This window comes from Aliibacillus thermotolerans, assembly GCF_027853235.1.
Taxonomy (GTDB): domain Bacteria; phylum Bacillota; class Bacilli; order Bacillales; family Marinococcaceae; genus Aliibacillus; species Aliibacillus thermotolerans.
The window spans coordinates 24728-48805 of record NZ_WKJG01000023.1 but is presented as its reverse complement, the minus strand read 5'-3'; the positions used below and the strand labels follow the sequence as shown (position 1 = coordinate 48805).

At 38.5% G+C, this 24078-nt stretch carries 19 protein-coding genes; 15 read left to right on the top strand and 4 right to left on the bottom strand.

The window, feature by feature from the left end:
• The first annotated feature begins 26 nt into the window (after positions 1-26).
• Entirely contained in the window at positions 27-1796 is a 1770-nt protein-coding gene (recQ, locus tag GJS40_RS01980; protein ID WP_270895721.1) for a DNA helicase RecQ, read from the top strand.
• Between the two features lie 71 nt (positions 1797-1867).
• Here the strand turns inward: recQ and GJS40_RS01975 are convergent, their stop codons facing one another.
• Both GJS40_RS01975 and GJS40_RS01970 read right to left on the bottom strand, forming a co-directional pair.
• Positions 1868-2068 carry a cold-shock protein gene (locus GJS40_RS01975; RefSeq protein ID WP_270895719.1) on the bottom strand — a complete coding sequence of 67 codons (201 nt, stop codon included), beginning with the start codon at positions 2066-2068 and terminating at the stop codon, positions 1868-1870.
• Between the two features lie 164 nt (positions 2069-2232).
• Positions 2233-3012, bottom strand: coding sequence for a PAS domain-containing protein (locus tag GJS40_RS01970; protein WP_270895718.1), 780 nt, complete (start codon positions 3010-3012; stop codon positions 2233-2235).
• A 213-nt stretch (positions 3013-3225) separates the two neighbouring features.
• Here GJS40_RS01970 and GJS40_RS01965 point away from each other — a divergent pair, with 213 nt between their 5' ends.
• The 10 genes from GJS40_RS01965 to GJS40_RS01920 all read left to right on the top strand — a co-directional run bounded on the left by GJS40_RS01965 (position 3226) and on the right by GJS40_RS01920 (position 19341).
• Complete coding sequence (locus GJS40_RS01965; RefSeq protein ID WP_270895717.1) at positions 3226-3546, top strand: DUF3870 domain-containing protein; 321 nt, start codon at positions 3226-3228, stop codon at positions 3544-3546.
• A 369-nt stretch (positions 3547-3915) separates the two neighbouring features.
• On the top strand, positions 3916-5946 hold the full coding sequence (locus tag GJS40_RS01960; protein WP_270895715.1) for a hydantoinase/oxoprolinase family protein: 2031 nt from the start codon (positions 3916-3918) through the stop codon (positions 5944-5946).
• A 9-nt stretch (positions 5947-5955) separates the two neighbouring features.
• Positions 5956-7920 (top strand): hydantoinase B/oxoprolinase family protein, encoded by a 1965-nt coding sequence (locus tag GJS40_RS01955; RefSeq protein WP_270895714.1) that lies wholly within the window; start codon positions 5956-5958, stop codon positions 7918-7920.
• A gap of 65 nt (positions 7921-7985) precedes the next feature.
• A complete protein-coding gene (locus GJS40_RS01950; RefSeq protein WP_270895713.1) occupies positions 7986-9368 on the top strand; it encodes an APC family permease in 1383 nt (460 codons plus the stop codon).
• Positions 9369-9416: 48 nt separating this feature from the next.
• Positions 9417-10751, top strand: a complete 1335-nt coding sequence (gene gabT, locus GJS40_RS01945; protein ID WP_377901756.1) for a 4-aminobutyrate--2-oxoglutarate transaminase — start codon at positions 9417-9419, stop codon at positions 10749-10751.
• Positions 10752-10773: 22 nt separating this feature from the next.
• Positions 10774-12228: an aldehyde dehydrogenase family protein gene (locus GJS40_RS01940; RefSeq protein WP_270895710.1), complete on the top strand. Its 1455-nt coding sequence runs from the start codon at positions 10774-10776 to the stop codon at positions 12226-12228.
• Between the two features lie 291 nt (positions 12229-12519).
• Positions 12520-13710 carry a CaiB/BaiF CoA transferase family protein gene (locus tag GJS40_RS01935; RefSeq protein WP_270895708.1) on the top strand — a complete coding sequence of 397 codons (1191 nt, stop codon included), beginning with the start codon at positions 12520-12522 and terminating at the stop codon, positions 13708-13710.
• Between the two features lie 24 nt (positions 13711-13734).
• Entirely contained in the window at positions 13735-14949 is a 1215-nt protein-coding gene (locus GJS40_RS01930) for an acyl-CoA dehydrogenase family protein (protein ID WP_377901758.1), read from the top strand.
• A 170-nt stretch (positions 14950-15119) separates the two neighbouring features.
• Positions 15120-16538, top strand: a complete 1419-nt coding sequence (locus tag GJS40_RS01925) for a DEAD/DEAH box helicase (RefSeq protein ID WP_270895705.1) — start codon at positions 15120-15122, stop codon at positions 16536-16538.
• Positions 16539-17457: 919 nt separating this feature from the next.
• A complete protein-coding gene (locus GJS40_RS01920) occupies positions 17458-19341 on the top strand; it encodes an ATP-binding cassette domain-containing protein (RefSeq protein ID WP_270895703.1) in 1884 nt (627 codons plus the stop codon).
• A 74-nt stretch (positions 19342-19415) separates the two neighbouring features.
• Here GJS40_RS01920 and GJS40_RS01915 read toward each other — a convergent pair whose 3' ends face one another.
• Positions 19416-20078, bottom strand: a complete 663-nt coding sequence (locus tag GJS40_RS01915) for a superoxide dismutase family protein (RefSeq protein WP_270895701.1) — start codon at positions 20076-20078, stop codon at positions 19416-19418.
• A 133-nt stretch (positions 20079-20211) separates the two neighbouring features.
• On the opposite strand from GJS40_RS01915, the gene sfsA reads away from it, so the two are divergent.
• The 3 genes from sfsA to GJS40_RS01900 all read left to right on the top strand — a co-directional run bounded on the left by sfsA (position 20212) and on the right by GJS40_RS01900 (position 23254).
• Positions 20212-20913 carry a DNA/RNA nuclease SfsA gene (sfsA, locus tag GJS40_RS01910; protein WP_270895729.1) on the top strand — a complete coding sequence of 234 codons (702 nt, stop codon included), beginning with the start codon at positions 20212-20214 and terminating at the stop codon, positions 20911-20913.
• 79 nt (positions 20914-20992) lie between these two features.
• Positions 20993-21199: a hypothetical protein gene (locus tag GJS40_RS01905; protein ID WP_270895700.1), complete on the top strand. Its 207-nt coding sequence runs from the start codon at positions 20993-20995 to the stop codon at positions 21197-21199.
• Positions 21200-21385: 186 nt separating this feature from the next.
• Positions 21386-23254: a cation:proton antiporter gene (locus tag GJS40_RS01900; RefSeq protein ID WP_270895699.1), complete on the top strand. Its 1869-nt coding sequence runs from the start codon at positions 21386-21388 to the stop codon at positions 23252-23254.
• Between the two features lie 32 nt (positions 23255-23286).
• On the opposite strand, the gene GJS40_RS01895 is transcribed toward GJS40_RS01900, so the two are convergent.
• Complete coding sequence (locus GJS40_RS01895) at positions 23287-23475, bottom strand: hypothetical protein (RefSeq protein WP_270895697.1); 189 nt, start codon at positions 23473-23475, stop codon at positions 23287-23289.
• 265 nt (positions 23476-23740) lie between these two features.
• On the opposite strand from GJS40_RS01895, the gene GJS40_RS01890 reads away from it, so the two are divergent.
• Positions 23741-24070 (top strand): helix-turn-helix domain-containing protein, encoded by a 330-nt coding sequence (locus GJS40_RS01890; protein WP_270895696.1) that lies wholly within the window; start codon positions 23741-23743, stop codon positions 24068-24070.
• The last annotated feature ends 8 nt before the right edge of the window (positions 24071-24078 follow it).

The following is a 24078-nucleotide window of genomic DNA, read 5'->3' as shown; positions in this document are numbered from 1 at the left end:
GAGGAAATGGGAAGGAGGAGGAAAAAATGGTGGTGGAGCGGGCAAAAACATATTTACAAGAGTTATTCGGATATGACGATTTTCGTCCGGGCCAACAACAAGTAATTGAGAAAGTGTTACAAAGAAAACGAACGTTAGCAATCATGCCGACAGGTGGTGGAAAATCGTTATGTTATCAAATTCCTTCACTGATATTGGATGGAATCACTGTTGTTGTTTCTCCGTTAATTTCCCTGATGAAAGACCAAGTAGATGAAGGGAAAGAAGCAGGAATTGAAGCCACTTATATAAATAGTGTAGTGTCAAGAGAAGAAATGCGAGAACGAATTCAAGGTTTACGTGAGGGGAAATATCGACTTTTATATTTAGCACCAGAGAGGCTAGAAAATGAAGCTTTTATTCAATTTATCGAGGGCTTGCCAATTTCTCTCGTAGCCATAGATGAAGCCCATTGTTTCTCTCAGTGGGGGCATGACTTTCGACCGAGCTATCGCAAAATACCTGCGTTTATTGACGCAATTGAAGGGGATGTGTCGGTGTTAGCATTAACAGCTACTGCCACGCCCCAAGTTGCGACAGACATTAGCCGTGCTTTATCCATACATGAAGAAAATATCGTACATACTGGTTTTCAACGAGAGAACTTACAATTCTCTGTCGTTAAAGGGGAGGACAGAGATGACTTCTTGCTTGATTATGTGAAAAAACATCCGAATCAAGCTGGGATTATTTATGCCATTACGAGAAAAGAAGTGGAGCGAATTCACCACAAGCTCATATCAAATGGGATATCAGCAGCAAAATACCATGGTGGGATGGAACGAGAAGAACGCTCGGTTTCTCAAGAGCAGTTTGTGTACGATGAAGTGGACGTGATGGTGGCGACTAACGCTTTTGGCATGGGGATTAATAAATCGAATGTACGCTACGTGTTGCATGCCCAAATGCCACGAAACATTGAATCTTATTATCAAGAAGCAGGAAGAGCTGGTCGAGACGGAGCAAAGAGTGAATGTATTTTATTATTTTCACCAAAGGATATCCATGTGCATCATTTTTTAATCGAACAATCGGAGTTGAATCGGGAGAAAAAAGAAGCAGAGTATCAAAAATTAAAACAAATGGTTAATTATTGCCATACAGAAGATTGTTTACAAAATTATATTTTAGCTTATTTTGGAGATCCAAGGGATGTTCCTTGCGGTCATTGTCTTCACTGTAAGGACGATCGCACGTTGACTGATGTCACGACAGAAGCGCAAATGGTGTTGTCTTGTGTCAAACGAATGCGAGAACGTTACGGAAAAACGATGGTGGCACAAGTTCTTACCGGCTCTTCTAATCAAAAAATACGACAATTTCATTTAGAAGAACTGTCCACTTACGGATTAATGAAAGATAAGTCGCAAAAAGAAGTGAACGCTTTTATCGACTTTTTACTTGCGCATCGTTATCTTGATCTCGCGGATGGGACGTATCCGGTGTTAAAATTAACAGAACGAGCCGTCGCTGTGTTGCGCGGGGAAGAGAAAGTAATGAAAAAAGAAAGAAAAAAAGTGCAAGAAGCTACGAAAGAAAACCCGCTCTTTGAAAAGTTGCGGAAAATAAGAATGGAGATTGCGAAAGAAAAACAAATCGCTCCTTATATGGTGTTTTCGGATCAGACATTGTTAGAGTTATGCCGTTATATGCCAACGAATGAAACGGAAATGTTGCAAATCAAAGGAATCGGAAAACAAAAATTATCCTCGTACGGAGAAATATTTTTACACGCTTTAAAGGAATACGAATACTGATGACACGACACGAAAAAAGAACTCTCCTGAATACCGGAGAGTTCTTTTTGGTTTTTTTATTTGTGTCTCATTTACTGTTTTGTTACGTTCGCAGCTTGTGGTCCACGGTCACCTTCAACGATTTCGAAAGTCACTTGTTGACCTTCTTCCAGTGTTTTAAAACCTTCTTCTTGAATCGCAGAGAAATGAACGAACACATCATCTGCACCTTCACGCTCGATAAAACCAAAACCTTTTTCTGCATTAAACCATTTAACTGTTCCTTGTTCCATGTGATCCTCCTGTGTGCGTTTGTCGCACGTAATAATTACTTATCTTGCTAAACACTACGATCAAGAAAAAGGTTTAAAACCCTATTCATGACCATAGGTGACAAAATAGCAACTTTATCTTACCATGAATGAGAGGTAGATGCAAGTCGTTCCAGAAAAAAATTTTAAATATATTCAAGACTGGAAATCGCGTCTTTAATCGTGTCAAAAATGCGGAAACGACTGTGATCAATATCTAAGGTATTTGCTTTTTCTTCCCACTCTGGTGTAATTCCGGTAATGACCAGTTCAGACTCCACTAATTCTAAAATATGATGGAGCGTAAATAATCCTTGTAACGTGTTGTCTGTAACTTCCTCCAATCCCGACAAATCAAGAATCAATGTATGAATCGGTGTGGAGTAGACGGTTTCTGTCACGTCATCAAAAATGTTTTGCAATCTTTCTTCATCAAGGCTTCCAATAATTGGAAGTAACAATAGATGATCCGTGATAGGTAATATAGGAGTTGAGAATGCTGTCACTTTGTTTTCGTAAAATTTTATTTTTTCGGCAGATACTTTCGCATTCGTAATATCTTCCATGATGACAATGGTATAATGCTTTTTCTCTTCTTCAATATAAACTGTTTTGATACGGGTTCGGTTTAGAAACTTTGTGCCGTTTTTTCGGTAGCTGACCCAATCCACTTCTTCCGATGATTTTTGAGTGATGGCTCGTTCGATCAAATGAAGAGATTCAGTGGAGGTATCGGCACCTTCCAAAAGACGGAAAACATTTTTTTCCATTTCTTTTGGTGAATAGCCTGTCATATGGAGAAAACCTTCGTTCACATAATGAATAGACAGATCTTCGTTCATAATGAGCACGCCATCTTCTAACATACCGATGACCTGTATTAATAAATCGTGGGATGGCAAAGAAGTGTTGTTTTGGGATTCCATGGTGGATACCTCCTTTTTATTTAAATTCTTACATCGTGTAAAGCTCCCTTTATATATATTTTTTTATTTTATGATTATTTTAAACAATATGCAAGCAATGCGCTCTAATATTTTTTGAAAAAATAAAAAATAGTTTATCAATTCATTGTCAATACGATATGATGAATGATATCAAAATACTAATGACAGAAATTTTTTTAAGGGGGAAGTAAAATGGTACCAGTAGAAACAGTATTTATTGCAGGACATGCAAGGCTTCCACAAGGAATGGCAGCGAAAAGCGTTTTTGATACACTGACGATCACTGCAGAAGTAGAAATGACATATGGTGTCATTGTGGAAGCATCGTGTACTCTTGCCACAGAACACGGGAGAGATTTTATCGGGAGATTGTTGAAAGGAGTCAGTTTAAAAGATGGAATAGAAAAACCAGTGGAGAAAATCCAAAAATATTATCGGGGAAAAGCGACAAATGCGTTAATTGCTGCGCTAAAAGATCTTCATTTGCAATACGAAGAAATTAGATATAAATAATTTTAAATTCAATATATTTAAATTTTCGGAAAAAACTGTTGACAGTGTTCATGAATTTTTGTATCTTGTTGTTAAAATGGTTCACTCCTAGTAAGGTATCCCCTTACATGACCAGTGAACAAGTATTGTTGTCACAATTTAATCACATACTTCTAACTGTCAAGTCTAACTGACTTCGCTTAGTAGTGAAGCAGCGCTTAGATGAGAGCCAGTTATATCAAAGTATATTTGATATGACTGGTTTTTTTTATTTATTAATTTGAAAGCGCTCTCTTTTTTGGTTTTTTATTTCCCAAAAGGAGAATAAAGTAAAGGTGGTGAAGCATTTAAAAGAATTATTTTCATACAATTGAGAAGGGAGGATAAGTAATGAAAAATGTAAGACTCGCAATTGATGTAGGTGGAACATTTACTGATGTCTTACTTTTTGATGAAGTTAGTGGCGAAACACTCGTAACAAAAACACCTTCTACGCCGTCACAACCTGAGCAAGGCATTATGAATGGTATTACAAAAGCAAATATTCATAGTGAAAATATAAAAGTGTTTTCCCACGGAACGACGGTAGGAACGAATGCTTTAATAGAAAGGAAGTTGCCAAAAACAGCGTTAATTACTACAAAAGGATTTCGTGATATTCCTGAAATTCGTCGTGGCACGAAACAAGACCTTTGGGATGCATACAATGACGTTACTGATCCATATATAAAACGTCGAGATCGATTTGAAGTATCTGAACGAATCGATTACGCAGGTCGTGTGTTAAAGGAAGTGAATGAATCTGAAGTAAAAGAACTGGCAAGAGTACTAAAAAAAAGAAAAGTAGAAGCAATTGCCATCGGGTTTATGAATGCTTATGTCAATGGAAAAAATGAACAAAAAGTAAAAAAGATTTTACAACAAGAATTACCAGATGTATATATTTGTGCATCTAGTGAAATTTTACCTGAAATATTTGAGCATGAACGGTTAAGTACAACAATTATAAATGCAGTTTTAGGACCAACGGTAGGAAATTATATTTCTAATTTAGAATCTCGTATGAAGGAAATTGGATACGATAAAGATATTTTAGTTCTTCATTCTGGTGGAGGAGTGATGACATCTAAAACGGTTCCTCATTATGCTTCGCGACTTGCAAGCTCTGGGATAGCGGCTGGAGCGATTGCGAGTAAATATATCGCGGAATTATGCGGTTTTAAAAATGCGATTGGTTTAGATATGGGTGGCACTAGCACTGATATTTCTCTTATGTATGAAGGAGAATTACGAGTAACGAAAGACTGGTACGTCGAATATGGCTACCCAATTGGTTTTCCAAGTATTGAGGTTTTAACCATTGGTGCTGGTGGTGGAAGTATTTCATGGATTGATGAAGGGGGTTCGTTACGAAATGGACCACACAGTGCTGGAGCAGAACCTGGACCAGCATGCTATGACGCCGGTGGAACTAAACCGACAAACACTGATGCTAATCTCATTTTAGGAAGACTCGATAGTACATTGTTAGATGGTCAGATGATATTAAAGAAAGAAAAAGCATTACAAGCGTTACAGCCGATCTGTGAACAATTTGGATATACCGAATATGAAGCGGCTCATGCAATACTTGAGGTAGCTCACTCTAATATGTGCGATGCCCTACGTCTTATATCAGTAAGAAGAGGCTATGATCCGCGAGATTTTGTACTTGTTGCTTTTGGGGGAGCAGGTGCGCTTCATAGTGCTTATTTAGCAAAGGAAATGGATATACCTCATGTTATTATCCCAACTCATCCTGGAGTCGGTGGAGCGTTAGGTTGCTTGCTTGTTGATTTCCGACATGATATTACAAAAACGTATGTAACAAAAATCCGTGACATAAGTGTGGATGATATTGAAAAAGAATTTTTAACAATGGAAAAAGAAGCGATGAAGTTACTTGAAAAAGAAGGTATAGAACACGAAAATATGCATCTTATTCGTCATATAGAAATGCGTTATGCTGGTCAATGGCGTTCGCTAGATATAACAATAGGAAAACCAATTTTTTTAGATGAAGCAGTTAACCATTTTCACAAAGAACATGAACGAGCATATGCATTCTCTGATCCAAATGTAGAAGTGGAGATTTATGGCTTAAGCATAGAAGCGGTTGGTGTTGTTCGAAAACCAGAACTTAAAAAAGAAAAACCGCGTGGGGCAATAGAAGATGCATTAAAAGGGTATCGAAACGTGTTTTTTAAGGAAACTGGAGGATTTACAGAAACTCCGATTTACCGACGAACACTCATTCCTGTTGGGGTGCAAATCAAAGGGCCGGCAATGATTGAACAATTGGACTCAACAGTAGTTATACCTCCTGAATTTATTGCAAAAGTTGATGAATATAAAAATATTATTATATCAATTAAGAAATGAGGTGGCCATGTGATAGAAGAAGTAAAAGAGACAAAGTTAGATCCGGTGACATTTGAAGTGTTAAAAAATGGATTCATTAATTTAGTGGATCAAATGTCTGAACAAATATTACGAACATGTTATTCATTTGTCATCTATAACCGTGATTTTAGCTGTGCACTTTGCGATGCAAATGGAGATACTGTGATGCAGGGAACACAAGACATTGCTGTACATGTAGGAACACTTCATTTAACGGCAAAAGCAGTGATTGAAGATTTTAAAGATGATATTCATGAGGGAGATGTATTTTTAGTTAATGACCCTTATCATGGTGGAACACATTTTAACGATGTGCGAGTAGTGCGACCTGTTTTTTATGATGGACATTTAATTGCCTTTATGCAAGCGAATGGTCATTGGTCTGACATTGGAGGGTCTGTTCCAGGCTCGTTTGATGTAGGTGCAAAAGATATATTTGGTGAAGGTATGCGGATTCCTCCTGTAAGAATGTGGAGTAGAGGTGAATATTTAGAGGACGTTGCGAACTTATTAGTTTCCAATATGCGTGTTCCTAAAGAACGATTAGGGGATTTACGATCTCAATCGGAAGCGACAAAAGTTGCGGAAAATGAACTATTACGACTAGTTGAAAAATATGGTATCGACACTGTATTAACTGCATTTAAAGAGTCTCAAAATTATGTAGAACGATTAACTCGAGCTCGATTAAAGGAGCTACCAAATGGAACGTGGGAAACGACGGACTATATAGATATGGATCCTGAATTAGGAGACGGATTAATACCGATTCATGTGAAAATGACGATTGATGATGACCATATTTATTATGATTTAAACGGAACACACCCAACTATTAGTTGTTTCTTAAATTCTACTTTAGGAGCTTCGTTATCTGGTTTATATGCAGGAACGAAAACATTCTTTCCGGATACCCCTTTAAACTCTGGATTTTATCGCGTCATCACTGCGGATTTACCAGAAGATTCAGTTGTTCACGCAAAATATCCTGCTCCTGTTGCTGGATTTTGTTCTGGTTCGTACGAAAAGATTATGAATGCTTGTTTTGAATTGTGGTCGTATGTGATGCCAGAACGGGCGCTTGCTTGTTCTTTTAATTTAGAATATTTGCTCATTGGCGGATGGGATAAACGAACAAAAGAAGAAAACTTTTTTATGTGGTACGACTGGATGGCAGGGGGACATGGAGGAAGAAGCGATCGTGATGGGGCAAACACAATGTCTCCTGTATTTGGAATGGGTTTAAGCGTACAGCCATGTGAAGGGCAAGAACGATTAACTCCTGTGATTACAACGAATCATGAAATTATCACGGATTCTGGAGGACCAGGAAAATTTAGAGGTGGATGTGGCGTGCAAAAAGGAGGCACTTTAACAGAAGTTGCCGACACTGTCATGTCTGTCTGTTGTGATCGTTCTAGGTCAGTGACTTGGGGAATTAAAGGGGGGCTCCCTTCGATCCCACATGGCAATTGGTTAAATCCTGATACAGAAAACGAACAATTTTTAGGTTCTTTTTTCTCCAACGTAAAAGTAAAATCGGGAGATAGCTTTACGAGACCATCAGCTGGAGGTGGAGGTTTAGGAGATCCTCTTGAAAGAGATCCACAAAGAGTATTAGAAGATGTGATTGACGAATATGTTTCAATTGAGAGAGCACGAAAAGACTACGGAGTTGTGATTATAGAAATTGATAAAGAAATAGATTTGTTTCGAATTGATTTTGAAGCGACAAAAAATGAGAGAGATTATATAAGAAAACATCGAAAAGCATGGCTGGAAGAAGATCCAATAAAAGTAGAAAAAATGTTAAAAAATGGAGAGATTGACAAATTAGATGTTATTCGTCGGTATGGAGTGATTATGGATTATAAAACGAATCGAGTTCTGCTTAAATCGACAGCGCAGTTTAGAGAATCAATGAAAAAAAGGTCTCTTATCTTCTGGGATTAAATAGAAAAAATTTACATCGAGGAGTGGAGGAATGATACGAACACAATGATTAGAGGGGGACAATAATGCATTCTCAAAAATTAAAAAAAGTGCTAAGCAAAACAGATACATTAATGCTTGCATTTGGAGCGATGATTGGTTGGGGATGGGTTGTATTATCTGGAGGTTGGGTCCTAGATGCTGGAGTCTTCGGAGCAATGCTTGCTTTTCTCATTGGAGGGATACTTGTTATTTTTGTTGGACTCACCTATTCAGAACTCGCAGCTGCTATGCCGAAAGCTGGAGGAGAACTTGTTTACGCTTTGAGGGGGATCGGCTCTAAAAGTGCGTTCGTAACGGCATGGGCAATTGCTCTTGGATACATTTCGGTCGTTGCATTTGAGGCAGTTGCGTTACCAAACGTATTAGAATATATCTTTCCAGACTACAAAGTTGGGTATATCTATACAGTGACTGAATATGAAGTTTATTTGTCTTGGGTTGCGGTTGGTGCACTAGCTTCTATATTTGTAACGGTTGTGAACTATATTGGGATAAAATTTGCTGCTTCTGTACAAATGATTTTAACGATGTTAATTATTCTTGTTGGCATTATGCTCGTCGTTGGTACTGGATTTAACGGTAGTTTTGCCAATGCGGATCCACTTTGGACTGGAGGAGCGGCTGGGTTACTAGCGGTAGTAATTGCCACTCCATTTATGTTTGTCGGTTTTGATGTTATTCCACAAGCAGCAGAAGAATTGAACATAAAGCAAAAAACAATTGGTAAGGTGTTAATTGTTTCTGTTATCGTGGCTGTCATGTTTTATATTGGGGTGATTTATGCAGTCGGTTTTGGGTTGGACCAAGCGGCAAAAGAAACTGCTGAACTTACCACTGCAGCAGCGATGGCTAGTGTCTTTGGTTCTGAGATATTCGGAACAGTTTTAGTAATTGGTGGAATTGGGGGAATTATGACGAGCTGGAACGCCTTTATTATTGGAGGAAGTCGAGTATTATTTGCGATGGCAAAAGCGAATATGTTACCAAGTTGGTTTGGAAAAATTCATTCGAAATACCAAACTCCTTCAAACGCTATTTTATTCATTGGTATTTTATCGACAATCAGTCCTTTTTTTGGTGCTCCCATGCTCGGTTGGTTAGTAGATGCAGGTGGATTAACAATTGTTATTGCTTATTTTATGGTGACTGTTTCATTCATTCTTCTACGCAAGAAAGAACCAGATATGCCGCGTCCTTTTCGAGCTGGAAAATCAAATACGATTGCTTGGATAGCTTTTTGTTTAAGCATTTTCTTCATCATTCAATACTTGCCAGGAATGCCAGCGGGATTGGGATGGCATGAGTGGATTATATTGCTTGGTTGGTGGGTAATTGGATTTTACTTTATGTTTAGTCGATATAGAAAGTATAAAGATATATCCTATAAGGAATTAGATGCAGCGTAATTATAATAAATATTTTCAATAATCAAATAGGAGGATGAAAATATGTCAATGAAAGAACGTATAAAAACACAGATCCCTGGAGTTAAATCGAAATTGTTACATGAACGACGTGAGGAAGCAGTACCAAGAGGTCCGTATCATGTGACAGAAATATATGTTAAAGAAGCGAAAGGATCAACGGTTGTAGACGTAGACGGAAATGAATATATTGACTTTGCGGGTGGGATTGGAATTCAAAATATCGGTCATAATCACCCAAAAGTCGTGCAAGCGATTCAAAAGCAAGCTTCAGAATTTATCCACACAAGTTTTCACGTTGCTCCATATGAAAGTTATGTTGAGTTGGCAGAACGCTTAAATAAAAAAACACCAGGAAACTTTCCTAAAAAGACGATGTTTGCAAATAGCGGTGCAGAAGCAGTGGAGAACGCTGTAAAGATTGCTCGTAAATATACAGGTAAATCTGGTGTCATCTCTTTTGAACGTGGCTATCACGGTAGAACCTTATTGACGATGTCATTAACAGGTAAACTAAAACCTTATAAACATGGATTTGGTCCTTTTGCAAATGATACGTATAAGTTACCATTTCCGTACTACTATCGTTCAGATTATACGACAGACATAAATAAGATAGACGAAGTATTATTAAGTAAATTTCAGGAATTTTTTATTTCGGAAGCAGCTGCAGATGAGATTGCTGCAGTCATTATGGAGCCTGTACAAGGAGAAGGTGGATTTATTGTTCCTTCTAAAACGTTTGTGCAAGGAATAAAGAAAATATGCGAGGAAAATAATGTTCTCTTTATTGCTGATGAAATACAAACTGGGTTTTGTCGCACTGGGAAAATGTTTGCAATGGAACATTTTGAGATAGAACCTGACATTATAACAATGTCGAAATCGTTAGCTGCAGGTATGCCACTCAGTGCGGTCACTGGAAGAGCGGAGGTGATGAATGCTCCAGAAGTGGGCCAATTAGGTGGGACATTTGGAGGAAGTCCACTCGCATGTGTTGCTGGCTTAGCTGTATTAGACGTGATTGAAGAAGAGAATTTAGTAAAAAAAAGCGAACAGCTTGGAGAACAGATTCAGAAGAAATTTCATGAAATGAAGTCAAAATTTGAAGTGATTGGTGATGTGCGTGGTCTTGGACCAATGTGTGCAATGGAACTAGTTACGGATCCGATAACGAAAAACCCAGCCGATAAGTTAACTGCAGAAATCGTGCGTTATTGTTGGGAAAATGGCTTGTTTGCATTAAGTGCAGGTATGTACGGTAATGTCCTCCGTTTCCTTCCGCCTGTGACGATAGAAAAAGATAAATTAGAACAAGGTTTTAAAATATTAAATGAAGCCTTTCTTGCGCTTGCAGCTAAATAGAATAGGGATGGGAGAAATAAATATGCATTTGAAAAACTTTATTAATGGAAAATGGAAAAAGGCACGGTCAGGAGAAATAAATGAAGTAAAAAATCCTGCCAATATTAATGAGTGTGTTGCTACGACAGTATCCTCTACTGTCGACGATGTTGATGAGGCAGTAACCTATGCAAAATCAGCTAGTGAACTATGGAAAAAACTGTCTCCCGTTGAACGAGGAAAATATCTTCATGAAGTAGCAAACCAATTCGAAGAACATGTCGATGAAATAGCAAAACTTGCCACAAAAGAGATGGGAAAAAGGTTAGAGGAAACAAGAGGTGAAGTTTTACGCGGAGTTGCTATATTACGTTATTACGCTCAAGAAGGAATGCGTAAAATAGGAGAAATGTTACCATCTGCTGCTTCGAACAATCATTTATATGCAATTAGAGTACCGGTAGGGGTGATAGGTGTCATTTCCCCGTGGAATTTTCCTATTGCTATCCCAATCTGGAAAATAGCTCCTGCTCTCATCTATGGAAACACGGTCGTCTGGAAACCGGCGAAACACGCTACTGCTTCTGCCGTAAAGATAGCTGAAATGTTTTCCAAAGCTAATGTACCAGCTGGTGTGTTAAATCTTGTGAACGGAACAGGTTCTGTGGTAGGGAATCGAATCGTGGAACACCCTGATGTTCACGCCATAACATTTACAGGTTCAAATCAAGTTGGGCAAACAATTGCAACAAAAGTAGTAAGTCAAAATAAAAAATACCAGTTAGAATTAGGAGGAAAAAATCCAGCGATTGTTTTAGAAGATGCCGATATTAATATGGCAGCGAAATTAACAATCGAAGGAGCGATGAAGCAAACGGGGCAACGATGTACAGCGACGAGTCGAGTATTCGTAGAAAAATCTATCTATCAGCCTTTTCTAGAAAAACTACTAGGATACGTAAAAAATATTCAAGTTGGAAACGGAATGGATTCAGATGTTACGATGGGTCCAGTTGTATCCAAATCCCAATATGATAACATATTACATTACATTGAAATTGGAAAAAAAGAAGGAGCAGAAATTATCTACGGAGGAAATGCGTTAAATGGGAAAAATTACGATCAAGGGTATTATATTGAACCGACAATTTTTACAAATGTAACAAATGATATGGTGATTGCGCAAGAAGAAATTTTTGGTCCTGTTTTAAGTGTTATTCAAGTGGAAAATTATGAGGAAGCATTAGCTCAAGCAAATGATACTATTTATGGATTAAGCGCTTCCCTATTTACGAGTAATTTAGAAAAAACGTTTCATTTTATCCAAAATAGTGAAGCGGGAATGGTGCAAGTAAATGGTGAAACAGGTGGCGCTGAACCACAGGCCCCATTTGGTGGAATGAAACAATCCAGCTCGGGATCAAGAGAGCAAGGTCAAGCTGCAGTTGAATTTTTTACAGAATATAAAACGGTAGCGATTACCTCCACTTTTTCATGAAATTAAGACATTCATTTATATTTTGCGGAATAATCAAAAAATGTTGATATTTTCGTAAATATTTGTTATAATTCCTTCGGACTCACCTTTGAAACACGCCATTTCAATCATCGTGAGTTTACATTTCTAAAGTAAAATAAAAAATTTTCATTATAACTGCATTATTTACTGTGACTCTATTTTCCATGGAGCAAGAAAGTAGATAAAAAGCCAGTTATATTACTGTCGTGTGGACGTAATATAACTGGCTTTTTTAAATATTTTACTGACAACAAGAAAGAGGGTGAGAATGTGTCAGGAGCATTGCAAGGAATTCGTATCCTTGATCTCTCTAGAGTATTAGCTGGTCCGTACTGCACGATGATTCTCGGAGATTTAGGTGCGGAAATTATTAAAGTAGAAGCTCCTGGTGGGAGCGATGACACAAGAAATTGGGGGCCACCAAATACGAAGGGGGGTGAGAGTGCTTATTACTTAACTGCGAATCGAAATAAGCGAGGGATGACATTAAATTTAAAAACGGAAGCAGGAAAAGAAGTATTAAAAAAGTTAGTAAAGCAATCAGATGTAGTAATTGAAAATTTTAGAAATGGAACGATGGAAAGGTGGGGGCTTGGTTATGAGCAATTAAAAGTTATGAACCCTCGTATCATTTATTGTTCCATCACAGGATTTGGTCGCACTGGCCCTTATAAAGATCTCCCGGGCTATGATTTTATTATTCAAGCGATGGCGGGGCTTATGAGTATTACAGGGAGTGAAAAGAGCGGACCGATTAAAGTAGGTGTTCCGATTTCAGATGTTTTATCTGGATTGTATGCTGCGATTGGCATACTTGCTGCGCTGAATGAAAGACATATTTCCGGCGAAGGTCAAAGTGTAGACATTTCTTTATTTGATTCACAAATAAGTGCATTAGTTAATGTTGCGAGCAACTACTTGGTATCAGGCAAAATTCCGAAAAGGATGGGGAATGAGCATCCGAATATCGTTCCATACCAAACATTCCCTACAAAAGATGGGGAGATGGTAGTGGCAGTTGGAAATGACCGACAATTTCGAAAGCTGTGTGAACTCTTAAATATTCCTGATATTTCTCTTGATAAGAAGTTTGCAACGAATCCAATGAGGATTCAGCATCGTCAGGAATTAATTTCAATCATTAGTGAAGAAATGAAGAAAAAAACATCCAAAGAGTGGCTTCGATCACTCAATGAAATTGGTGTGCCAGCAGGTCCCATTAACAATCTTTCGGAATTATTCTCTGAAGAACAAGTTATCGAGAGAGAGATGGTGCAGAAAATTGATCATCCCACTTCCTCATCGGTTCACCTCGTAGGAAGTCCGTTAAAACTTTCTCGGACGCCTGTGAAAATAAAACGTCATCCTCCCCTTATAGGTGAGCACACAAATGAAATATTACAGGAATTAGGTTTTGAACAAGAAGAAATTGACAATTTTCGTGAACAACAAATTATTTAAATATTAAAGGAGACATGAAAGATGATGAATTTTGCATTGACAGAAGAACAAGAAATGGTGAGAAAGGTAGTTCGTAATTTTGTGGATAAGGAAATTATGCCACATATTAGGGAGTGGGATGCGAATCAACATTTTGAAACGAGTATCATGAATCGTTTAGCTGAACTGGATTTAATGGGAGTATGTATTCCAGAAGAATACGGCGGAAGTGGAATGGACTACAATACGCTTGCAATTGTATGTGAAGAATTAGAGCGAGGAGATACGGCATTTCGTACCGCTGTATCGGTGCATACGGGACTAAACAGTTTGACGCTTTTGCAATGGGGAAATGAATTTCAAAAAGAAAAGTATTTAAAGCCGCAAGCAAAAGGGGAAAAAATTGGAGCGTTTGGTTTAACCGAACCGAATGCTGGTTCAGATGTCGCAGCGATACAAACAACCGCGACGAAAGAAGGGGATTACTATATTTTGAATGGCTCAAAAACGTGGATTTCTCTTTGTGACATTGCGGACCATTTTATCGTTTTTGCGTACACGGATAAAAGTAAAAAACATAAAGGCATCTCTGCTTTCATCGTAGAAAGAGATATGCCGGGATTTTCGTCTCGCGCGATTAAAGGGAAATTAGGGATTCGGGCTGGAAATACGGGAGAGCTATTTTTTGATAACTTAAAAGTACCGAAAGAAAACTTGTTAGGAGAAGAAGGTGAAGGGTTTAAAATTGCGATGTCTGCCCTTGATAATGGTCGCTTTACCGTGGCAGCCGGTGCATGTGGACAAATCATGGCGTGCCTAGAAGCAAGCGTAAATTATTGTCATGAACGAAAAACGTTTGGAAAAGAAATCGGAAAACACCAGCTAGTACAACAAATGATTGCGAAAATGGAGGCAGGTCTTCAATCTTCTCGTTTACTCGTTTATCGTGCCGGTTGGTTGAAAAATGAAGGAAAACGCAACACGAGAGAAACTTCCCTTGCCAAATGGGTCGCCTGTGACCATGCAAATGAAGCAGCGAATGACGCGGTTCAAATTCACGGAGCATATGGATACTCTAATGAATATCCAGTGGAGCGTTATTTGAGAAACTCTAAAGCACCTGTAATTTATGAAGGAACGAGAGAAATTCATACGATCATGCAAGCAGAATATGTATTAGGATATCGCGAAGATAAGCCACTCAATCGCATGTTGCCAAAGTGGCCTTATGAAAAGGAAAGTGCCGGTATGAAAAACTAAAAAAATAGCTGTTCTATGAAATCTGTGGTATGATTGTTTCGCTACCGTGTTGTAAAAGAATGTATAGCTGAAATAACAGACTGCATTCCAAACTTGATGGGATGCAGTTTTTTGTATGAAAAAAAGGGAATCATAAAACTAATTCATAAAGATAAAGGAGATTATGTAGAGTGACTTTGTTTTCAGATTTACACGTTCATGAAGCTATTTTACGAGCAGTACAGGAGATGGGGTTTGAAGAAGCAACTCCGATTCAAGCAGAAGTGATTCCGAAAGTAAAAAATGGTCGGGATATTATTGGACAAGCACAAACAGGGACAGGAAAAACGGCGGCATTTGGTATTCCGTTGATTGAACAAATGAGTCAAGATGAAAAGTATCCGCAAGGGTTAGTGCTTGCTCCAACGAGAGAACTTGCGATTCAAGTAGCGGAGGAGTTAAACCGTCTCGGTCGTTTTATCGGAGTGCAAGCTCTTGCGGTGTATGGTGGTCAGGAAATGACACGTCAAATGAAAGCGTTAAAACGCCGCCCACAAATCATTGTTGCAACGCCGGGGAGATTGATGGATCACATGCGGCGAAGAACGATTCGTCCACAGTATATGAAAATAGTCGTTCTCGATGAAGCGGATGAAATGTTAAGTATGGGTTTTGTCGAAGATATTGAAACAATTCTTGCAGAGGTGCCGGAAGAAAGGCAAACGTTATTATTTTCTGCTACGATTCCGAAACGACTACAATCGGTCGTTCATCAATTTATGAAAAACCCCGAAAAAGTACAAATAAAAAGTAAAGGGCTAACCGTTGCCAATATTGATCAGAGATATATTGAAGTGCCTGAGAAACAGAAGTTTGATACACTCTGTCATTTATTAGATATCACTCCACCGGAATTGGCGATTGTTTTTGGTCGAACGAAGCGAAGAGTGGATGAATTGTCGGAAGCGTTAACGCAGCGAGGATATTTGGCAGAAGGGATTCATGGAGACTTACGCCAAGCGCAGCGGGACAAAGTGTTACGTAAATTTAAAAGCAACACAATTGATATTCTCGTCGCAACGGATGTGGCGGCAAGAGGACTGGACGTTAGTGGTGTAACACACGTGTACAATTTCGATTTGCCTCAAGACTCAGAAAGTTACGTTCACCGCATCGGAAGAACAGGTCGAGCAGGTAAAGAAGGAGTGGCTTATAGCTTTGTTACTCCGAAAGAAATGAGTCATTTACGTTTTATTGAAGAGACAACGAAGAAAAAATTGACGAGAAACGATATCCCGACTTCTCAAGAAGCGATGCAAGGAAGATATCAGCAAGCGGTAGATCAGCTGATCAAAACCGCTGAAAAAGGCAACTTGAAAGACTTGGAACAGATCGCAAAAACATTATTAGAATCTTATGATCCGGTGACCTTAGTTTCTGCGTCTTTAAAAGTAACGACCAAAGAACCGGAACAAGTAAAGGTTACATTAACAGAAGAAGCCTCTTTACGCCCGAAAAAGAGTCGTAGAAAACAAGAACGAAGAGGACGAAGCAGCCAACATCGTTTTACAACAGAATCTCGCGTAAGAGGAAAAAGAAAGAAAAAATAACAAGGTCAAAAAAGAATGGTTCCATTTTCTGAAAAAACGAGAGGAGCCAGGATGGTATCTGGACGATTGGTGCAAGAGAAAGCTTCTTGCAACGGTGTAAAACGTCATGAGACCGTTCGGTGGGATTTTTATGCGATTTTTAGTCGTATGGACCTTTTATGCGACACTTCATTGCATCGTGTACGTAATAACTCGTCGTACGGCTTGTTTTTTCTAATTTTTTCCATTTTGGCTTTCATACGACCCTTTGACGGATGTTTTACATAATGAAGCGTCGTATGAAACGTTCATGGGACGCTTCATCCTCTTTTTTAAAGTGTAATTGGTCGCATGAGTTGTAAAAGCACTTCAAATCACCTATTTAATTCCATTTTTGACCTCCTTAAGACTACTCATGATGAGATTGTACGAAAAAATTGTCGTATGACGAGTTCATACGACAATTTTTTCATCTACGTGATGAAAAATTGTTCTCATCCTTTTTGTGGCTGTCTAATAAGTCCTGAAAAATAAATCGAGAGTTCCTTTCAACAATCATTTAGCGCTGAAACGGTGCCATGATCCGTTCATAGCTTGTTTCCACAAACTATTTTTGAATGAAACGGTGTTATGAGCCATTCATGGCCTGTTTCCATTAGCTATTTTTATATGGAACGATGGCATGACTATCCATGACTTACTTCCATCAACAATTTGGTGTTGGAAACATGCCTATTCGGCCAAGAGGCGTTTCCAGAAGCAATTTTTAATGAAGCGGTAACAAAAAAATGTCCAAAAAGTCACCAATCATGACTTTTTGGACAGCTCCGTGTCCACTCTTACACATGCTATGATTTGTTTCATGACTGTTGAAGTCAGCAAGATTGTGTTGTGATATGATAAAAAGGAGGTTGGATTTGTAATCGGAAGGTGAAGTGGAATGAGTATTTTACGTGTGGAAGGGTTATATAAAACCTATGGAGAAAAAGTCCTTTTTGACGACATTTCATTTGTTATCAATCGAAGAGATAAAATTGGTGTCATTGGGGTGAATGGTACTGGAAAATCAACTTTGTTGAAGACGCTTGCAGGAGTAGAAAATGTCGAAAAAGGAGAAATCATTCATGCGAATGATTTTCGTATGGAATTTTTACCACAAGAGCCGAGCCTTGTGGAAGAGAAATCATTATTAGATCAAATTTATGCTGGCGATTCGCCCAAAATGAAAGCGATGCGGGAGTATGAACGAGCGGTTCAGCGCTTAGAGAATGATCCAGAAGACGAAGCACTACAAAAGGAATTGATACAGGCGCAAGAAAGAATGGATCAAGAAGATGCATGGGAAGCAAACACAATCGCGAAGCAAGTACTCACTCGGCTTGGAATTGTTGATTTCTCAAAACAAGTGAAAGAGTTATCCGGCGGTCAGAAAAAGCGTGTCGCTATTGCGAGGGCTCTCATTCAGCCTGCGGATTTATTAATCATGGATGAGCCAACAAACCATTTAGATAGTGCTTCCATTGAATGGTTGGAAAGTTATTTAGCGGATTATCAAGGAGCAGTCATTCTAGTGACGCACGATCGCTATTTTTTAAACCGTGTGACGAATCGGATTTATGAACTGGCTCATGGCAATCTTTATGTTTATGAAGGGAATTATGAACTTTTCCTTGAGAAAAAAGCGGAACGGGAAATGTTAGCAGAACGAGCAGAAGCGAAACGGAAGAATATTCTGCGTACAGAACTAGAGTGGCTACGTCGGTCTCCTCGGGCCCGAGGAACAAAACAAAAAGCCCGAGTAGAGAGGGTAGAACGACTGCAACAAACAAAATCATCAATGAAAAAAGAAGATATTGAGTTTTCCATAGGATCTGTTCGTCTTGGTAAAAAAGTAATCGAAATGAAAAATGTGACGAAATCGTATCATGGGGAAGTTGTGATTCCTTCCTTTAGTTATATCGTTTCTCCTAAGGAACGGCTTGGAATGATCGGTCCGAACGGAAGCGGGAAAACGACGCTTCTCCAACTTTTTTCAGGAAATGTGACACCAGATAATGGGGAAATAGAGATAGGAGAAACTGTACGAATCGGTTATTATTCACAGGAAAATGAAGAATTAGATGAGAATAAACGAGTGATTGAATATATTCGAGAGATTGCAGAAGTCGTAAGAACAGTAGATGGAAACGTTGTGACAGCAGAGCAAATGTTGGAACGGTTTTTATTTGAACGGCCGTCTCAATGGAATTATATTTATCGTTTATCCGGCGGAGAGAAAAGAAGACTTTATTTGTTAAGTATACTAATGAAAGAGCCGAATGTCCTCCTCTTGGATGAACCAACCAATGATTTAGACACTGAGACGCTCTCTGTATTAGAAAAGTATTTAGAAGATTTTCCTGGTGCGGTCATTACCGTTTCTCATGATCGTTATTTTTTAGACCGAGTTGTACAAAAATTACTCGTATTTGAACCTCGTCGTTCGATTCAAACGTTTCAAGGAAATTATTCTGATTATATAGAAACAAAAGCAGAAGAAAGAGAGCAGGTCAGCAACAACAAGAAAGCGGAAAAAAAGCCGACACCAACAAAACGGCGTTCCCGAAAAAAATTATCCTACAAAGAGCAAAAAGAATGGGAAGGTATAGAAGATCGTATTACGGCATTGGAACAAAAATTGGAAGAGATTGAACAACAGATTATACAGGCTGGAAGTGATTATGAACAGGTGAAGGAATGGACAGAGAAACAACAGCAAGTATCAGAGGAACTAGAACAAGCGATAGAACGTTGGACAGAGTTATCTTTACTCATAGAAGAATAACTCCTTTCAATTTGTATACGAAAAACTCCAACAGCTTATCAATGAAGCGGTTGGAGCTTCTGTTTGAATTTTTATTAACTTTTTTGTTCTTGCGAGATTGGTTCGACGACGCCACATGAAATTCGATGACCAGCATCCCCGGTTTGAAGTGTGTCTTTATCAGGGCCAGGGGAGTCACTCTCTTCCGATTGATAACGTTCTGGAATATTTGCAAAATTATCTGGATCACTATGAACGATGATGGCAACTTCCTCTTCAATCAGTTGATCGGGAGTAAATCGATCGACTTTTGTAAATAAATAGGCGGATTCTTCTTCTGTTCCATATAAAGAAATCATATCGCCTACGTGATTTCCATGAAAAGTTTCATCTGGATTGTAATGTCCTCCCGCTGTAGAGAAAGGACCTTCGCTCGCATTCGCTTCACATATGCCATTTTCATGAATATGAAAACCGTGAAACCCTGCAGGGATCCCTTCTTTAAAATCTGCTTCCAGAAATACATCGTTTTCATTTTCATAGAAACGAACATGACCAATCACTTCTTCATGGACATTGATCATGGAAGCATAAGCGACTTCGTTATTGGACGTATGAGAAAATGCAGCTTCAGTCTCTTCTTCTTGCGACTCTTCTCGATCCGTCTCCCCTCCGCTATCCGTTGGGGGATTCGTACAACCAGCGATAAGAAGAATAAGAAAGAAGAACAACGAAGAGAAAAATGTTGATTTGGACATAAATGACCCTCCTTGTTTTACAATCATTACCAGTTGTGAGTATTCATAAACATTTTTTTGCATTTTTGTTTGGACAGCGATAGGATGAAAGAGGTAGAGAGATGATTTAAAAAGGAAAGAAGACGTGAAGGAAATGAAATATGAAAGGATTAAACGAGGACAATTTGTTCAACGAGTGAATCGTTTTGTGGCAGAAGTAATCATCGATGGGAAGATAGAGAGAGTTCATGTGAAAAATACAGGAAGATTAAAAGAATTATTACAACCAAATGCTGTTGTGTTGTTGGAAGAAGGAAAACAAACGAAAAGAAAAACAAAGTACTCATTAATTGCAGCATACAAGGATGAGTTGTTAGTAAACATTGATTCTCTTGCTCCTAATAAAGTAGTACATGAAGCACTGGTAGAAGAAAAGATCTCTGAAATTGGTTCGGTAGATACAGTAAAAAAAGAAGTGAATTTTTCTTCATCTCGGTTTGATTTGTATTATGAAAAAGGAACGGAGAAAGGATTTATAGAAGTAAAAGGGGTCACTTTAGAGAAAAAAGGAGTGGCGATGTTTCCTGATGCTCCGACAATCAGGGGAACGAAACATTTGGTGGAATTAATGAAGGCAACAGAAAAAGGCTACACAGCCACGATTATTTTTCTTCTTCAAATGGCAAACTGTCACACGTTTATGCCAAATCACGAGATGGATCAGTCATTTTCTGACGCTCTCCTTGCAGCATCTAAACGTAACGTTCGTATACTAGCGTATGATACAATGGTTTTTGAGGATCAACTTCTTTTCAACCGATCAATTCCTGTTACATTTCCTTCAAGACACGTATAAATTGTCATATTTTCGATTGTAGAAGCAAGAAAGATAAGGTTATAATAGGGTCAGTATAAGAATATATTGTTAGGTGATAATGGTGTGGAAAAATGCGTTGAAAGTATTAACCGGTATGTGGTTTATTTTGTTAATGACTCAAATTGTAGTCAGTTTTGGCACGTACATAGCACCGATTCCTGATTATTTATTAATTATCATGCTAGGATTATTTTCCCTTACAATTCTTTATGAATTTAGAAAAGGAATTTTGCGCGAACTAAAGCAAGATTCTTCCGAACAATGAGCAAACAAACTGTCTCATGGAGGAGTGTCTCTGGAGACAGTTTTATTTTTTTGTAAAAAATGCGCGTAAAATATTGCTTTTTCGAATAAAGATAGTGTATTGTGTTTTTTTAGCATAATATGATGGGATCTCGATAAAAATGAAAAAAACGAGATTTTCGAATGAGTATGGAGAGGGGAATCGCATATGTTTGATTCCATTTTATTTCATCTGGCGCTAATTGGTATATTAGGCATCGGATCGCAATGGATTGCTTGGCGGTTTCGAATGCCTGCCATTGTGGTCATGTCAGTAGCGGGCTTGTTGATAGGACCGATATTTGGCGTGATGGTTCCCGAAGAAGATTTTGGTGATTTATTTCAACCAATTATATCTATGGCGGTTGCGATTATTTTATTCGAAGGGAGCTTGAATCTAGAATTTCGAGAAATTAGAGGATTAGCGAAGCCAGTATTTCGCATTATTACATTAGGCGCATTTCTTGCTTGGATTTTCGGGTCATTCACTGCTTATTATGTTGCTGGTTTGTCATGGGCAGCAGCATTTGTAATTGGTGGATTGTTCATCGTGACAGGGCCAACGGTTATTCTTCCTTTGTTACGACAAGCGAAGTTAAAACCACGGCCAGCAGCGATTTTAAAGTGGGAAGGAATTGTCGTCGATCCATTAGGGGCGCTCCTTGCTGTTTTCGCATTTGAAATCATTCAATTTTTAACGAACCCTTCCGTCACGATAGAAGCTTTGCTTTTATTCTTTGTTGCTTCCCTATTTGCAATAGCAATTGGTTGGCTATTTGGTCGCGGAATCGGATATATGTTTGATAATGGATATGTACCTGAATTTTTAAAGTCTCCGATTGTATTTGCAGCGGTGGTCGCATGCTTTACATTAGCAGATGAAGTGATGCATGAGACCGGGCTTTTAGCTGTAACTGCGATGGGAATGACTCTTGCAAATCTTCATATTGCTTCTCTTAGCGATATGAGACATTTTAAAGAAAACATTTCTGTCCTACTTCTTTCAGGTATTTTCATTATGATTACCGCGTCTTTAGACCGAGTGACATTACTGCAAATATTTAATCCAAACATTATTTTTTATGTGATTCTCATGTTATTTGTCGTGCGGCCTCTTTCGATTTGGTTATCCACGATGAACACGGATTTAACGTATCAAGAAAAAGCCCTAGTCGGTTGGATCGCTCCGCGAGGGATTGTTGCTTTAACTGTTGCCGGTTATTTTGCGAATGTATTAGAAGAAGCAGGATATGTCGATGCTGCGCTAATTACTCCTCTTACATTTGCCCTTGTATTTGCGACGGTATGTGTTCACGGTTTCACTATTGGCCCAATTTCAAAAAAACTAGGGTTATCTCTCCAAGGAAAGCCAGGAGTGATTATAGTGGGAGGCAATCGTTTCAGTAACCGATTTGCCAAAGTATTAAAAGACTTGAATATCGAAGTGCTCATCGCAGATCCATCCATCGAATATTGGTTTCAAGCAAAAAATAGTGGCGTTCCTTATTTTAAAGGAGAAATTTTGTCCGAACAGACAGAATACACATTAGATATGACCCCCTATGATAAATTAATCACGACGACGGATAGAGATTCTTACAATTCGCTTGTCTGTACGACTTTTGTTCCGGAAATGGGACGCGATAACGTTTATCAATTAAGCTGGCATGTAGATGAAAAAGCTCATCCGAATGATCTTGTGAAGCGTGCAGGTGGAAAAGTGTTATTTGGAGAAGGGATTACACTTGAAAAATTAGAAGAAAAAATTAGCGAAGGGTACGTTTTCAGAAAAACAAAATTAACGAAGAAATATAGTTTTTCACAATACATGAAGGAAAGAGAAAATGATACGTACTTACTTGCGCTTGTAAAAGAATCCGGAAACTTTGACTTTTTTTCCATGGAAGGTATGAATTTGAAAGCAGAGCCAGGGGATACGATTGTCAGTCTTGCTCCGCCTGTAAAAGAGATGAAAAAAATTCATGAACGATTACAATATCAACGAGAAAATAACAAGAGTCTGTCTAATAAGTCCTGAAAAATAAATCGAGCGTTCCTTTCAACAATCATTTAGCGCTGAAACCGTGCCTGGATTGCTTTTACAATGGTGTTTGGATTGAAAGGGTGCCATGATCCGTTCAAAGCTTGTTTCCACAAACTATTTTTGAATGAAACGGCGGCATGAGCGATCCATGGCTTGCTTTCATCAAACATTTTTGATTGAAGCAGTGTTATGAGCCATTCATGACTTACTTCCATTCGCTATTTTTATATGAAACGATAGCATGACCCATCTATAGGTTGCTTCCACAAGCAATACTTTAATGAAACGATGGCATGCTTCCATCAACCATTTGGTGTTGGAAACATGCCTATTCGGCCAAGAGGCGTTTAGAGAAGCAATTTTTGATGAAGCTATAACAAAAAAATGTCCAAAAAGTCACCAATCATGACTTTTTGGACAGCTCCATTTCTTCATAAGCGATATGGTATAATCAGGAATTGGAAAAGAGGGGAGTATGGAATGATCGGTGAACGTGTGCAAACAATCCGCAAAGAAAAAGGCTTATCATTGACAGAATTAGCTGAGCGAGCGGGGGTAGCCAAGTCTTACTTAAGTGCCTTAGAGCGCAATATTCAAACGAACCCATCCATTCAGTTTTTAGAAAAAATAGCAAATGTCTTACAAGTCCCCGTTGATGCCTTTCTAAAAAAAGAAAAAAGTGCAGAATGCTTACTTGATAAAGAATGGTTACATCTGATGGAAGAGGCAATTCAAATTGGTGTTCCGAAAGAAGTCATGAAAGAAATCGTAGAATTTTATCGTTGGAAAATAACCAAACAACAAAATTAACGATGTTC

Bases quoted from the DNA above. Each gene is read 5' to 3' on its own strand.
- recQ (WP_270895721.1), top strand. From the start codon at position 27: ATGGTGGTGGAGCGGGCAAAAACATATTTACAAGAGTTATTCGGATAT.
- GJS40_RS01975 (WP_270895719.1), bottom strand. From the start codon at position 2,068: ATGGAACAAGGAACAGTTAAATGGTTTAATGCAGAAAAAGGTTTTGGT.
- GJS40_RS01970 (WP_270895718.1), bottom strand. From the start codon at position 3,012: ATGGAATCCCAAAACAACACTTCTTTGCCATCCCACGATTTATTAATA.
- GJS40_RS01965 (WP_270895717.1), top strand. From the start codon at position 3,226: ATGGTACCAGTAGAAACAGTATTTATTGCAGGACATGCAAGGCTTCCA.
- GJS40_RS01960 (WP_270895715.1), top strand. From the start codon at position 3,916: ATGAAAAATGTAAGACTCGCAATTGATGTAGGTGGAACATTTACTGAT.
- GJS40_RS01950 (WP_270895713.1), top strand. From the start codon at position 7,986: ATGCATTCTCAAAAATTAAAAAAAGTGCTAAGCAAAACAGATACATTA.
- gabT (WP_377901756.1), top strand. From the start codon at position 9,417: ATGAAAGAACGTATAAAAACACAGATCCCTGGAGTTAAATCGAAATTG.
- GJS40_RS01940 (WP_270895710.1), top strand. From the start codon at position 10,774: ATGCATTTGAAAAACTTTATTAATGGAAAATGGAAAAAGGCACGGTCA.
- GJS40_RS01930 (WP_377901758.1), top strand. From the start codon at position 13,735: ATGAATTTTGCATTGACAGAAGAACAAGAAATGGTGAGAAAGGTAGTT.
- GJS40_RS01920 (WP_270895703.1), top strand. From the start codon at position 17,458: ATGAGTATTTTACGTGTGGAAGGGTTATATAAAACCTATGGAGAAAAA.
- GJS40_RS01915 (WP_270895701.1), bottom strand. From the start codon at position 20,078: ATGTCCAAATCAACATTTTTCTCTTCGTTGTTCTTCTTTCTTATTCTT.
- sfsA (WP_270895729.1), top strand. From the start codon at position 20,212: ATGAAATATGAAAGGATTAAACGAGGACAATTTGTTCAACGAGTGAAT.
- GJS40_RS01905 (WP_270895700.1), top strand. From the start codon at position 20,993: ATGGTGTGGAAAAATGCGTTGAAAGTATTAACCGGTATGTGGTTTATT.
- GJS40_RS01900 (WP_270895699.1), top strand. From the start codon at position 21,386: ATGTTTGATTCCATTTTATTTCATCTGGCGCTAATTGGTATATTAGGC.
- GJS40_RS01895 (WP_270895697.1), bottom strand. From the start codon at position 23,475: ATGGAAGTAAGTCATGAATGGCTCATAACACTGCTTCAATCAAAAATG.
- GJS40_RS01890 (WP_270895696.1), top strand. From the start codon at position 23,741: ATGATCGGTGAACGTGTGCAAACAATCCGCAAAGAAAAAGGCTTATCA.